13 protein-coding genes and 1 pseudogene are annotated in these 12,251 nt (G+C 65.7%); 6 read left to right on the top strand and 8 right to left on the bottom strand.

Translation table 11 applies throughout. The features are described 5' to 3' along the window. Positions 1–256, top strand: a pseudogene (locus RCH07_RS16670) (hypothetical protein); the annotation flags it as partial. On the opposite strand, the gene RCH07_RS16665 reads toward RCH07_RS16670, so the two are convergent. Next, a complete protein-coding gene (locus RCH07_RS16665) occupies positions 238–561 on the bottom strand; it encodes a DUF6355 family natural product biosynthesis protein (protein ID WP_326968600.1) in 324 nt (107 codons plus the stop codon). The pseudogene RCH07_RS16670 and the gene RCH07_RS16665 overlap by 19 nt on opposite strands. 12 nt (positions 562–573) lie before the next feature. Beyond that, the gene (locus tag RCH07_RS16660) at positions 574–981 is read right to left on the bottom strand and encodes a DUF6355 family natural product biosynthesis protein (protein ID WP_326968599.1); all 408 of its coding nucleotides are present in this window, start codon (positions 979–981) and stop codon (positions 574–576) included. A 17-nt stretch (positions 982–998) separates the two neighbouring features. Between RCH07_RS16660 and RCH07_RS16655 the strand changes: the two genes are divergently transcribed. Next, the gene (locus tag RCH07_RS16655; RefSeq protein ID WP_326968598.1) at positions 999–1,250 is read left to right on the top strand and encodes a hypothetical protein; all 252 of its coding nucleotides are present in this window, start codon (positions 999–1,001) and stop codon (positions 1,248–1,250) included. 113 nt (positions 1,251–1,363) lie between these two features. Here RCH07_RS16655 and RCH07_RS16650 read toward each other — a convergent pair whose 3' ends face one another. Continuing rightward, entirely contained in the window at positions 1,364–1,804 is a 441-nt protein-coding gene (locus tag RCH07_RS16650; RefSeq protein WP_326968597.1) for an FAD-dependent oxidoreductase, read from the bottom strand. Positions 1,805–1,958: 154 nt separating this feature from the next. Here RCH07_RS16650 and RCH07_RS16645 point away from each other — a divergent pair, with 154 nt between their 5' ends. The 3 genes from RCH07_RS16645 to RCH07_RS16635 all read left to right on the top strand — a co-directional run bounded on the left by RCH07_RS16645 (position 1,959) and on the right by RCH07_RS16635 (position 6,043). Then, the gene (locus RCH07_RS16645; RefSeq protein ID WP_326968596.1) at positions 1,959–3,059 is read left to right on the top strand and encodes an extracellular solute-binding protein; all 1,101 of its coding nucleotides are present in this window, start codon (positions 1,959–1,961) and stop codon (positions 3,057–3,059) included. Positions 3,060–3,155: 96 nt separating this feature from the next. Then, a complete protein-coding gene (locus RCH07_RS16640) occupies positions 3,156–4,223 on the top strand; it encodes an ABC transporter ATP-binding protein (protein WP_326968595.1) in 1,068 nt (355 codons plus the stop codon). Positions 4,224–4,261: 38 nt separating this feature from the next. Next, on the top strand, positions 4,262–6,043 hold the full coding sequence (locus RCH07_RS16635; protein WP_326968594.1) for an ABC transporter permease: 1,782 nt from the start codon (positions 4,262–4,264) through the stop codon (positions 6,041–6,043). Positions 6,044–6,076: 33 nt separating this feature from the next. On the opposite strand, the gene RCH07_RS16630 is transcribed toward RCH07_RS16635, so the two are convergent. The 4 genes from RCH07_RS16630 to RCH07_RS16615 form a co-directional block, all read right to left on the bottom strand. Next, complete coding sequence (locus RCH07_RS16630) at positions 6,077–7,240, bottom strand: ABC transporter permease (protein WP_326968593.1); 1,164 nt, start codon at positions 7,238–7,240, stop codon at positions 6,077–6,079. After that, a complete protein-coding gene (locus tag RCH07_RS16625) occupies positions 7,237–8,409 on the bottom strand; it encodes an ABC transporter permease (RefSeq protein WP_326968592.1) in 1,173 nt (390 codons plus the stop codon). Before RCH07_RS16625 ends, RCH07_RS16630 begins: the two co-directional genes overlap by 4 nt. 1 nt (position 8,410) lies before the next feature. Further along, entirely contained in the window at positions 8,411–9,364 is a 954-nt protein-coding gene (locus RCH07_RS16620) for an ABC transporter ATP-binding protein (RefSeq protein ID WP_326968591.1), read from the bottom strand. Between the two features lie 120 nt (positions 9,365–9,484). Further along, positions 9,485–10,468 carry a diacylglycerol/lipid kinase family protein gene (locus RCH07_RS16615; protein WP_326968590.1) on the bottom strand — a complete coding sequence of 328 codons (984 nt, stop codon included), beginning with the start codon at positions 10,466–10,468 and terminating at the stop codon, positions 9,485–9,487. Between the two features lie 238 nt (positions 10,469–10,706). Between RCH07_RS16615 and RCH07_RS16610 the strand changes: the two genes are divergently transcribed. After that, positions 10,707–10,946: a hypothetical protein gene (locus RCH07_RS16610; protein ID WP_326968589.1), complete on the top strand. Its 240-nt coding sequence runs from the start codon at positions 10,707–10,709 to the stop codon at positions 10,944–10,946. A gap of 134 nt (positions 10,947–11,080) precedes the next feature. On the opposite strand, the gene RCH07_RS16605 is transcribed toward RCH07_RS16610, so the two are convergent. Next, positions 11,081–12,157 carry an ATP-dependent DNA ligase gene (locus RCH07_RS16605; protein WP_326968588.1) on the bottom strand — a complete coding sequence of 359 codons (1,077 nt, stop codon included), beginning with the start codon at positions 12,155–12,157 and terminating at the stop codon, positions 11,081–11,083. Between the last annotated feature and the right edge of the window lie 94 nt (positions 12,158–12,251).

The following is a 12,251-nucleotide window of genomic DNA, read 5'->3' as shown; positions in this document are numbered from 1 at the left end:
ACTGGCGGAGTTGAATACGGCCATTGATGAACGCGTCGCAGAGATCAACGGCCAGATACGGCGCGTGGACGGCTCGACCAGGTACGAACAATTCAGCCAGGAGGAAGCGCACCTGCTGCAGCCGTTGCCGCCGGAGCAGTTCGGGTCGGTGGAATGGAAGCAGCTAAAAGCCGCCCGGAATTATCACGTCTGCACAGTAAATACTTGCCCTACAGAGAATCGGCTGATTCGTATTGGTCAGCAGCCGCCAATATAATATGCAAAGTTGAGGCCGCCCAAGTTCGGATTTGCATAGAGGCGGGTTTCTCCAGGGGTCACGCACAGGTCGCGTTCGGCGTAGTAGTACTGGACTCTGATCTTGACGTTACCTGGACCGCAGTGGTTATAGATCGCTTCTTCCCAGGGCGGTATGTTGCCGCCGATGTTCGACGTGACAACACCCTGAAAACCGCACACGGCTGCAGATGCCGGCGCGGCGGTGACTACCAGTCCGGAGACTACCAGCGCCGCCCCAGTCGTTATTGCGGCGCAAACGCGCTTGAAACCGTTTAGCTGACTCATTGGACCTGCCCCTTAGCAGAGGCCGACGTAGTAGGCGCCAGTGATCCTGTCGCCCTGGTTCACGAATCCGAGCCAGCTGTCACCCGGGGGTACGCATGCGTAACGGTTGCCATTGGGTGATTCGGTGACGATCCTAACGTTTGTGGGACCGCAGTGACCGTAGACAGACACGACTTTCTGGCCGCCAAAGGGGTCTAGGGTCTGACCAAGCAAATCCAGACTGAGGATGGAACTGTAGGTGCGGATTTCTTGCGAGTAACCACATACCGAAGCCTTCGCCTCTTCCGGCCCCACTAGTGAAGTTCCAACGATGCCACCGGCAACTAGAAGCCCTGTGGACAGAATTCTGACAATCTTTCGAGCTTTCATGTTATTTTCCCCCATGTTATTTACAAACCCTGTCAAGTTGGGTTCGTTCAATACGATAGAATAAATTCATGGCTACTGCAACTAGATCGCCGATGATGCGCCAGGTCCGCAAGCAGAAGGTACTAGGGCTGGCGTTTTGCGTGTCGATGGCGGGCCTCTTGGCTTCGATCTTCCTTACCGGCCGGAACCCGCTTTTTCCTGGGATGTCTGGTCCGCTGCTGGTGCTGTTCTTCTTCCTGGCCGCAGCAGGCAGCGTCATCGGGCTTGCCGCTATCAGATTGCGGCGAACAGCGAAGGAAATCTCAGACAGGGATACCTGAGAGGACTTCGCTCCTGCGGAAGTGACATGCGGCTACGTGGAGGATCAGCTCACGGGCAGCTCGGCTCAGAATCTCGGCGGCGGTTAGGCTGTGGATATGACTGCATGGAGCCGCTACTTATTCGGGGCGTCGATCGTTCTCGGGGTGGGCACGGTGATGCTCGCTGAGAAGCTGCCGGAATGGTGGGGGCCAGCTTCGATCCTCGTCATGGTCCTGGCTGCCGCGTCGATCAGCGCCTCACCCGCGCCGCGCCCCAGATTCGGTGTCATTGCGTGCGCGGCATCCCCCACAAGCACCACGCCGTCCCGGGCGTAGCGCGCCAGCAGCGGTGCTGTCCAGATGCGCTGTACCAGCGTCCCGCCCGGCGTCGCCGCCATGAGGACGCGGCCTAGTCCGGCGAACTCGCCGGAATACCGCTCGCGGGTGGCTTCCAGGGCCACGGCGACGTCGATTCCGCTCGGTCCCAGCTCGGACCGGTAGGAGGCGTACCAGTACGTCCTGCACCGGGCACCGGCCCAGGCTGCCACCCGATGTTCACAGCCGGTTAAGGCCATGGGTTCCAGCCGTTCCGCCGGACGGGCCAGACTCAAGTGTTGAGCGCCGGCATTTTCCTCAAATCGATAGCTGTTACCGTCGATTCCGGCGTTCACCCCTATAGGCTGGCCGGACAAATGCCCCTCCGGCCCCGTTCAGAAATGAGTCCCACCCGTGCGCAGATTGAAAACCCTGGCTGCCGCCGTTGCCGCCGCCACCCTGCTTGCCGGCTGCGGAGCGGGCGCCGCAGCCCCCGCGGCCTCCGGACCGGCTGCCGGGCCCGCCGCCGTCGCCCCCTCGGGCCCACCGTCCGGTGAGAGCCTCATCGTCTACACGAACTCCAACGGCGAAGGCCGCGGCGAGTGGCTGACGAAGAAAGCGGCGGAAGCAGGCTTCAAGATCGAAGTCGTCGGGGCTGGCGGCGCGGACGCCACCAACAAGCTCATGGCCGAAAAGAACAACCCGATCGCGGACGTCGCGTTCGGGCTGAACAACATGTACTTCGAGCAGATCAAAGCTGCCGGTGCAATTGAGCCGTTCACGCCTTCCTGGTCCGATGAAGTGGACACCGCCAAGGGCGACAAGTCCGACAGCAAGGCTTACTGGCCGCTGGTCCAGCAGGCGATCCTCCTCGGCTACGACTCCGCGAAGTTCAGCAAGGACCAGGCCCCCAAGGACTGGACCGATCTGTGGACCCAGGACAAATTCAAGTCCCGCTATGAGCGTGTCACCGGCGTCGGCACCGCCACCGCGCAGCTGGTCTTCGCCGGCATCCTGACCCGGTACAAGGATGACGACGGCGATCTGGGCATCTCCGACGAAGGCTGGAAGCAGATCGAAGGGTACTTCCGGAACGGAACTCCGGCCGTCGCCAAAACCGACCTCTTCGCCCGCATCGCCTCGGGCGACACGGACATGGGTCAGATGCCTTCCTCGATCATTGTCGAACGTGAAAAGTCGTTCAAGGTCAATGTGGAAACCGTGATGCCGTCCGTAGGTGTGCCGCTGGCCATCGAGCAGGTCGCCCTGGTCAAGGGAACGGACAAAAAAGACGAGGCCCTCAAGTTCATCAACTGGTTCGGCAGCGCGCCGACCCAGGGTGACTGGGCCCAGCAGTTCAACTCGATGCCGGTCAACAAGGCCGCCGTGGCCAAGGCCAAGCCTGAGGTCGTGGAGTTCTTCGCCACGCTCAAGCAGCAGGACATCGACTGGAACTTCGTCCAGGAGAACATGGGCGCCTGGGTTGAAAAGATCGAACTGGAATACATGAGCTGATCTGATCCGGGGTCGCAGCCGGGCACCGCTGCCGGCTGTGACCCCGGATCCGGTTCACCACCAGCCGCCGACTGCCGCCAGACAAGACAGGTTCCCATGATCCGTTTCGAGAACATCGAGGTCACTTTCGGTGACTTCACCGCCATCCCCCAGCTGAACCTGGACGTGAAGCAGGGCGAGTTCTTCACGCTCCTCGGTCCCTCCGGCTGCGGAAAGACGACGGCGTTGCGCACCCTGGCGGGGTTCATTGAGCCCTCCGCCGGCGAGGTCTACGTCGAGGGCAAGGCCGTCACCCGGCTCCCGAGCGACAAACGCCATGTCGGCATGGTCTTCCAGAACTATGCCCTGTTCCCCGGTATGAGCGTGTGGGAGAACATCGCGTTCGGGCTGCGGGTCCGGAAGGAGAAGCCGGCCGAGGCCGACCGGCTGGTCCGCGACATCGCCAGGCGTGTTGACCTCTCCGAAGAACAGCTGGGCAAGAACGTGGCGGAGCTGTCCGGCGGGCAGCAGCAGCGCGTCGCCGTCGCCCGGGCGCTGGTACTGCAGCCCAAGATCCTGCTGCTGGACGAGCCGCTCTCCAATCTGGACGCCAAGCTCCGCCACCAGCTTCGGCAGCAGCTCAAAGACCTCCAAAGCGAATTCGGCATCACCACCGTCTACGTCACCCATGACCAGGACGAGGCGCTGGCGATGAGTGACCGGGTAGCGGTCTTCAACAAGGGAGTGGTGGAACAAATTGGCACTCCACAAAGCATCTACGACCATTCCGCTACCGAATTCGTCTGCAATTTCATCGGGGACAGCTCCCGCCTCACACCCGAGTTCGTCGCGGAACTGAACCGGCAGTCGAGTCACCCCCTCGATCCCGCGGCCAACTCCTACTTGCGGGTGGAAAAAGCGTCCCTCGAGCCCTCCGGCGGGGATGCCCCGGCCGTCCCCGTGGCGGGAACGGTGGTCTCGAAGACCTATCACGGGCAGCACAGCCGATATGTTGTCCGCTGTCACGGCTCCGATATCCGGCTGCTGGTCAAGGAAGACGGCGGAGCCCAGCCGGACCCAGGCAGCCCGACCACGGTGTACGTCCAGCCGTCCCGCGTTCTTCAGTACCACCCGGAAACCGGCGCCGCCCTCGGAAGCCGGCCACAGGAAGCGGTCCGGCTGTGAGCGGCGGGGGCAGCGCGAATGGGCCGAGCACGCGGAGCATGCTCCGCTCGCCCGCCGTGCTGGTCGCCGGGGTGGTGCTGACCTGGTTCATCGCCGCTTTTCTGGTCTGGCCCAATGCGAACGTGCTGATCCAGACGTTCTTTCCGGACGGGAGCTTCTCCGGGCGCGCGGCCGAAAAGCTCTTCTCCTCCCAGCGGGCGATGAAATCACTGGGGAACAGCTTTCTGCTGGCCATCGCGCTGTCCATCACCGTCAACGTGGTGGGCGTCTTCATCGTGTTGGTCACCCAGTACTTCAAGATCCGCGGCTCCAGGATACTGTTCCTCGGCTACGCCACGACGTTTATCTATGGCGGTATTGTGTTGGCGGCCGGGTACAAGTTCATTTACGGGGACAAGGGGATTGTCACCGGCTTCCTGCTGGGGATGTTTCCCGGCATGGAGCCCGGCTGGTTCTCCGGCTTCCTTGCCGTCCTGGCCGTGATGACGTTCGCCACAACAACCAACCACATGCTGTTCGTCACCAATGCACTCAAAGGCGTGGACTACCAGACCATCGAAGCGGCCAGAAACATGGGGGCCTCCACGTGGACCATCCTGCGGCGGATCGTCCTGCCGGTACTCAAACCCACCCTCTTTGCCGTGACCGTCCTGTCCTTCCTGACCGGCCTGGGCGCGCTGTCCGCGCCGCAGGTCCTCGGCGGACGGGACTTCCAGACCATCACGCCGATGATCCTCACCTTCGCCAACAGCCCGACGTCGAGGGACCTCGCCGCGCTGTTGGCCGTGATCCTCGGCGTGGCCACCATGCTGATGCTGGCGTTCATGACGCGGCTGGAAAAGGGGGGAACCTACTTCTCGGTGTCAAAGGTCTCCTCCGGGCTCCAGAAGCAGCAGATCCAGAACCCCGTGGCGAACGTGGCGGTCCACGCCGTCGCGTACCTGCTGTTCGCTGTTTACACACTCCCCGTGGTCCTGATCGCGCTCTACTCGTTTGCCGACGGCGCCGCGATCCAGACCGGACAGCTGTCCCCCGGCAGCCTCACCTTTGAGAACTACATCCGGGTGCTTACCCAGCCATCGGGCCTGCGCCCTTTTGTCATCAGCATTGTCTACAGCGGGCTGGCCGCCGTAATCGCCGTCGGCGGCCTGCTGTTTGTGGCCCGGCTCCTGCAGAAGTACCGCAACTGGGTCACCAGCGTCTTCGAGTACCTGCTCCACATCCCGTGGATCCTTCCCTCGGCATTGCTCGCCCTGGGCCTGATTCTCAGCTACGACCATCCGAATCCGCTGGTCGGCGGCGCAGTGCTGACCGGTACCACGGTCATCCTGCTCATCGCGTTCGTGACCGTGAAGATCCCCTTCACCCTGCGGATGCTTAAGGCCTCCTTCGCATCGGTCAACACCTCGCTCGAAGAAGCCGCCAGCCTCATGGGCGCCGGGACCCTGTACGTGTTCCGCCGGATCCTGCTGCCGATCGTGCTGCCGGCGGCCACGGCCATCACGGCGCTCAACTTCAACAGCATGCTGGACGACTACGACACCGCGGTATTCCTCGCCCACCCCCTGTTCCAGCCTCTGGGCCTGGTCATCAAGGCGAACACGGACGGCGCCGACGGGGTGGACGGGGTTTCTAACACGTTCGTGTATACGGTGCTGCTGATGGTCATCACCGGAGTGACGATGTATCTGGTCTACGGCAGGGCGGGCCGGAAGCCGGCCAAGGCAGCCAAGTCGCCCAGGACCGGAGCGGCCGGCAAGGACGGCACGACGGCGGCCCCGGCGGACGCCGTGCGGGACGAACCCGTGCGCGTCCCCTGACACCTGGCCCTGGCCCGGTGTCCGTCACCGGCGTTACAGGGCCCGTGTGAGGCTGCGGCGCAGCAGCCGGGCGCCGACCAGGAGCAGGAACGCCGCCATCAGGGCCAGAACCCCCAGCTGGGGAAGGATGTCAGCCAGGGTCCCTTCGTGGCGCTGGATGTCCGCGAGGGCGTCATAGGCCCAGCGGTGCGGGGTGGCGTAGGAGACGGTGCGGAGCGCCGCCGGGAAGAACTCGGGAGGGACCATGGAGCCGCCCAGCCCGCCCAGCACCAGACCGCCGCCGACCCCGATTCCGGCGGCGGCGGCGTCGTTGTCCATCACCGAGCCGACCACCATCGCGGCGGCGGCCGAGACGGCGCAGAAGAGCGTCAGGACGAGGGCGGACAGCCAGAGGTTGCCCCACTGAACGCCGAAGAGCACTGCGGTGCCGATCATGATGTAGGAGCCCTGGACCAGGGCAATGGCGAACCGTCCCAGCGCCTGCCCCGCCACGGTCTGCCCGCTGGAAACGGGTGCGGCCAGGACCCGGCCCACCACACCGAACCGCCGGGCCTGGATCAGCGTTGCCGCGCCGGTGAGCGAGCTGAGGAACACGAACAGCAGCAGCTGCTGCGAGGCGCCCAGATCGAACCGGCCCAGGCCCCGGAACTCCTGCGAAATCTCGTTGGTGTCCGTGATCTCCACCGTCGGCGCCACGGCCAGCTGCCTGGCACGGTCCAGGGCATCTTTCGCCTGGTCGGCCGGGATTCCGGCGCCGGTCAGGGCCGCGAGCTGGCGCTGTTCCATGCTCACGGCCTGCACGGCGGTGCGTACCTCCTGCATGACGGCCTGCGCGGACGACTGGGAGGCCATCACGACGGCGAGCCCGGCCGGCCGGCCGGAATCGAAGTCCGCCGCGGCGGCGTCGTCGATGAACAGCCCCACGTCGGTGCGTCCGCGGCTGAGCTCCGCCCGGACGGTGTCCGCATCGGCGAAGATGACCTCGGCGCCGGAGGCAGCCAGCTTGGCGGCCAGGGCCTGCGGGACCGCGCCGCCCGGGCCGGAGATGCCCACGCGGGCCTGGCCGCTGCCGGCGCCGAACTGCGAGCCAAGCAGCAGGATCAGGACAAGAGGAAAGATGAACACAAAAAAGATGTTGGATTTGTCGCGCAGGAACCGTCGCAGTTCGACGCCGGCGATCGCCAGGATGGCGCTCATGCCTGCGCTCCCCGGTCCGGCAGGACGCGGGAGAGGAGGGTCCCGGCCACCGCGAAAACCAGCATCACTCCTATCGGCGCCGCGACGTCGGCGAGGTTGCCGCCGCCGGCCGAGATGCCGAGGCCGCGGATGAACGCCCCGATGGGGTTCAGGTCAAGGAGCGTCGCGGCGAAGCCGGTGCCCTGGACCGGGAAGAACGCGCCGCCGGCGATGCCGAGTACCATCGCCAGGATGGATTGGGCCACGTTCGCCTGCTCCGCCGTCCGGACCAGGCGCGCGACGATGAACGTCAGGCTGGTCGCTGCCGCTACGACGCTGAGAATCAGGGCTGCCACCACCACCGGGGAGCCGAAGGAGACGTCGAAAAGCACGGAACCGGCGGTGAGCAGCACGGTGGTGGCCACGACTCCGAGGACGAAGCCGGTGCAGGCCTTGGCCGTGACCACAGTACCGGCGCTGATCGGCATCGACCGCAGGCGGGCCAGGGTCCCCTGTTCGCGCTCCGCCAGCAGCCCCAGCACGCCGAAACCGACCGTGAACATCAGGAACAGCCCGGCCTGGCCGGCCACCAGGGTGCCGCGGAGCGAGAGCTGCCCGGCGGCCGCCTGCCCTTCGGCCAGCGTGATCAGCGGCGCGCCGGCCGCCGTCCGTTGGGCCAGGGCCGCGAGCTCCTGCGGCGGAAGCCCTGAGATGCCGGCGGCGGATGCCGTGACGGTTCCGGCAGCGAACTGGTCCACAACGCCCTGGACCACGGAAATGAGCACGCTCGTCTCCAGACTGGCGCCGTTGCCTTCGACGAGCCTTACGGCCGCCGGCTGCCCGGACAGCACGGCGGCGCTGAAGCCGTCGGGGACGATGATGCCGAGGTCAGCCCCGCTGGACTGGGTCTCGCTGCGGACCTCGGTGGCGGGCACCCTTTTGACCGTGACGTCCATGGTCTCAAGCGAGTCGACGGCGCCGAGCAGCGCGGCCCCCAGCTGGTCGGCGTCGTCCGCGCTGGCGACGACGGTGGCCGGCTGCAGGCCCGCGGTGTCATCGCCGAGTCCGCCGAAGACAAGACTCAGCACGCCCATCAGGGCGAGCGGGACGACGAGGGAGAAGATGATGACGGATTTGTCCCGGATGCGCTGGCGCACATCACTTGCCACCATGGTCCACAGCCCGCGCATCTCAGTCCCTCAGCGCCTTGCCGGTCAGGTGCAGGAAGACCGATTCAAGGTCGGGCCGGACGATTTCCACGGAGGTCACGGACATTCCGGCGTCCCCGGCTCCCGTCACGATGCCGGCGAGGGCGGTGGGCCCGTCGCTGACCGTGAGCACCAGGCCGGCGCCGTCGCTGTCGACCTGCTGTACGGCCGGCAGCCCGCGGAGGGCATCGGCCGCGCGGGCGGTATTGCCGCCGCCGTGAAGCTTGATCCGGTCCACGCCGCCGGTGAGCCGGATCAGCTGCTCCCGGGTGCCTTCGGCCTTGATCCGGCCCTCATCAAGAATTGCGATCCGGTCGCACAGCCGCTCCGCTTCCTCCATGTAGTGGGTGGTGTACAGGACCGCCATGCCTTCCACGGAGAGTTTTTCCACGGATTCCAGGATGGCGTTGCGGGACTGCGGATCCACCCCCACTGTCGGTTCGTCCAGGATCAGGAGGGTAGGCCGGTGGAGCAGTCCGATGCCGATGTTCAACCGGCGCTTCATGCCGCCCGAGTATTTTTTGGTCAGGTCCCCTGCCCGGTCGCTCAGGCCGATCAGGTCGAGCACCTCGTTGCAGCGCCCGGTGAGTTCCTTGCCCGTCAGTCCCTGCAGCCGCCCAAAGAACTTTAGGTTCTCCCGCGCGGTCAGGTCCGGGTAAATGGCCAGATCCTGCGGGACGAGGCCGATGTTCCGCTTGGCCGCGGTTTCGGTCGGGGTCATGTCCCGGCCCGCGACGCTCACCGTGCCGGCGCTGGCGGGGATCAGGCCCGCCACCATGGAGATGATAGTGGTTTTTCCGGCGCCGTTGGGGCCCAGCAGCCCGAAGGTCTCGCCGCCGCGGATGTGGAACGAGACGCCGTCGACCGCGGTCAGGTCGCCGTAGCGCTTGACGAGCCCTGCGACGGCCAGGACGTCCTTGATTCGTGTCTGTACCACTTCCATCGGCGCTCCCCCATGCATCGCTGTACGCCGACGCTCTGCGCCGACGTGTCCAGACCAGCTTTCCGGCTGGACCGCCGCCCGGACAGTGCCGTTTGGCCCGGGCGTGTCCGGGCTCTACGCGCTCGGGGCGGTCATCCGGAGGGTCAGGGCGTTGTGCTCCACGGTGACCTTCAGGTGTTGGGCCTTGCCCAGGTGGTCGCCGTCGAGCTGGAATTCCTGCTTGTGGTCGAGGGTGATTTCTGCGGATTTACCGGTGAGGTATTCCACGGACTTGTTTTTGTTGTTCTTCCGGCCGAACACGCCGGCCACCACCTTCAGCCAGCCGAATCTCCCGGCAGGGGCCAGGATCACGACGTCGAGGATGCCGTCGTCGACCTTTGCGCCGGGGAAAATTTCCACACCTCCCATGATCTTGCCGCAATTGCCCACCATGACACTGCGGATCCGGCGGCGCACCTCAGGCTGCCCGTCGATGCTGATTTTCGCCCTCACGGGTTTCCCCGGCAGGTGCCGGATGCCGGCCTCAACGTACGCGAGCCAGCCCACCCGGTCCTTGAGCTCATCCACAGTGTTCGCCATAATGGCCGCGTCATAGCCGAGCCCGGCCATCACCAGGAAGAGTTGTTCGTCCCCAGAATGGTCCAGGACAGCCTTCACCACGTCCACGGTGGCGTCCGTGCCGTTGAGGACGTCGCGGCTGGCCGTCATCGGATCCGTGATGTCGATCCCGAGGTTGCGGGCCAGCAGGTTGCCGGTACCCAGCGGCACAAGGCCCATCGGGGTGCCGGTGCCCGCGAGGACCTCGGCCACGCAGCGGACCGTACCGTCGCCGCCGGCGGCAATGACTACCTCGGCCCCCGCCTCCAGAGCCTGTCGCGCCTGGCCGAGGCCGGTGTCCTCTGCGGTGGTCTCCAGCCAGAGCGGCTCGGTCCAGCCCTCGTCCTCGCACAGGAGGTGGAAGGCCGCCTTGAAGTCTTCCCCCGAGGATTTCATCGGGTTGATGATCACGGCGGCGCGCCGCGCCTGTGTTGTGCTGTCAGGCGCCGTTGTTCTTGCTGGCGCGGTTTGGCTATCAGGTGCAGGAGTGTTCTCTGACATGGCATCCTTCGGGGCAAGGGGGCGGGAAGTGGCCCAGACTGAAATCCTAGCCGGACTCGCGGCGTAACCTCCACAGCGAAATTCCGAGTCCTGGCCCCCGATCGTGGACGTTGGGCTGCCCGGTCAGTAAACTGGCCATGCTTATGTACTGGAGCACGTCGCCCGGCGATGGATGGCCGGCCGGAACCTGTTGGGATTTCCCCGGCAGGCGCGCTCCAGGCGCGGGAAGAGGGGGCACATGACCGAACCACAGGAGAACTACTCGGCCGAGGCGGAGGCGTCCAGCATGGATCCCCATGACTGGGGCAGGGCGATGGCGCTGGCTGTCACCCGGCTGGCTGAGCAGCTCGCCCCGGAGGACAGCGAGGACATCCACGCCACGCTGGTGGGCAGGGATCTGCATCTCAAGATCCGTGACGACTCCACCGGGGTCACTATCACCGTATCGACGGCCCCGGTCCCGGACAGCGACAGCTGACGGCCAGCGACCTCCGGAGAAGTCGGCTGAGACTAGATCGGCTGACGAGACCTGCGGTGTCCGGTCCTGCGATGTCGGGTCCTGCGGCGGCCACAGCCGCCTGACGCGCCGAACGGACCGGGCGCACCATCGGGTCAGTCCCTGCCGGTCCCCAGCACTGCGGCCAGATCGTAGCTGACCGGTTCCTCGAGCTGTCCGTAGGTGCAGGAGCGCGGATCCCGGTCCGGCCGCCACCGCACGAACTGCGTGGTGTGGCGGAACCGCTCCCCTTCCATGTGGTCGTATTTCACTTCGACGACGCGTTCCGGCCGGAGCGGGGTGAAGGAGAGGTCCTTGCCCCCGCTCCACCGGCTGCCCTCTGCATTGCGCGGCGTCCGGGCCCCCTCCTCCTGCCGGGCCCAGGCCCAGGGGTGCCCCTCGAAGCCGGTCACGAGCGGTTGGAGTTCCTCGAAAAGTTCTTTGCGCCGCTGCAGCGGAAAGGCTCCCGCGACCCCCGCGTGGGCGAGTTCGCCGCCGCCGTCGTAGAGTCCCAGGAGCAGCGATCCGATCCGGTCCGGCCCGCTCGTGTGCACCCGATATCCGGCCAGAACGCAGTCCGCGGTGCGTTCGTGCTTGATCTTGAACATCGCGCGCTTGTCCGGCTGGTACGGCCCGTCCAGCGCTTTGGCGACGATCCCGTCAAGGCCTGCCCCTTCGAACTCGCGAAACCACTTCCCGGCAGTCTCCCGGTCCTCGGTCGCTGCCGTCAGATGGATCGGCGCGGCACTGCCGGCGAGGACCTGCTCCAGCGCGGCCCGCCGTTCGGCGAAGGCACGCGCGGTGAGGTCCTCGTCGTCGAGGGCCAGCAAATCGAATGCGACAAAGCTCGCCGGAGTCTGTTCGGCCAGCAGGCGGACCCTGCTCGCGGCAGGATGGATCCGTTGCTGAAGCCCGTCGAAGTCGAGCCGGTTCCCCGAGGCTCCGAGCAGGATGATCTCGCCGTCGAGCACACAGCGCGGCGGGAGGTTTAGCTTCAGGGCCTCGACAAGTTCCGGGAAGTAACGGGTCAGGGGTTTGCCGTTGCGGCTGCCGATCTCCACGTCCGCGCAGTCGCGGAAGATGATGGACCGGAAGCCGTCCCACTTCGGCTCGAACAGCATGGCTCCCTCGGGCAGGGCACTCACGGCCTTCGCCAGCATCGGCGCGATCGGGGGCATCAGCGGCAGTCGCATAGGCCCATTCTTGTCCCGCAGGCCGCTGCCCGCCAGAGCCCACCCGTAGGGCTCTCCTTGAGTCCCGGTCCACCGCATCGTGCCGACACGCAAA

It is taken from the genome of Arthrobacter sp. CG_A4 (assembly GCF_035985125.1).
Lineage (GTDB): Bacteria > Actinomycetota > Actinomycetes > Actinomycetales > Micrococcaceae > Arthrobacter.
Note: the sequence above shows the minus strand (reverse complement) of the source record. Positions and strands in the feature narration are given on the sequence as shown.

Bases quoted from the DNA above. Each gene is read 5' to 3' on its own strand.
- RCH07_RS16625 (WP_326968592.1), bottom strand. From the start codon at position 8,409: ATGCGCGGGCTGTGGACCATGGTGGCAAGTGATGTGCGCCAGCGCATC.
- RCH07_RS16610 (WP_326968589.1), top strand. From the start codon at position 10,707: ATGACCGAACCACAGGAGAACTACTCGGCCGAGGCGGAGGCGTCCAGC.
- RCH07_RS16655 (WP_326968598.1), top strand. From the start codon at position 999: ATGGCTACTGCAACTAGATCGCCGATGATGCGCCAGGTCCGCAAGCAG.
- RCH07_RS16640 (WP_326968595.1), top strand. From the start codon at position 3,156: ATGATCCGTTTCGAGAACATCGAGGTCACTTTCGGTGACTTCACCGCC.
- RCH07_RS16605 (WP_326968588.1), bottom strand. From the start codon at position 12,157: ATGCGACTGCCGCTGATGCCCCCGATCGCGCCGATGCTGGCGAAGGCC.
- RCH07_RS16650 (WP_326968597.1), bottom strand. From the start codon at position 1,804: ATGGCCTTAACCGGCTGTGAACATCGGGTGGCAGCCTGGGCCGGTGCC.
- RCH07_RS16630 (WP_326968593.1), bottom strand. From the start codon at position 7,240: ATGAGCGCCATCCTGGCGATCGCCGGCGTCGAACTGCGACGGTTCCTG.
- RCH07_RS16615 (WP_326968590.1), bottom strand. From the start codon at position 10,468: ATGTCAGAGAACACTCCTGCACCTGATAGCCAAACCGCGCCAGCAAGA.
- RCH07_RS16635 (WP_326968594.1), top strand. From the start codon at position 4,262: ATGCTCCGCTCGCCCGCCGTGCTGGTCGCCGGGGTGGTGCTGACCTGG.
- RCH07_RS16665 (WP_326968600.1), bottom strand. From the start codon at position 561: ATGAGTCAGCTAAACGGTTTCAAGCGCGTTTGCGCCGCAATAACGACT.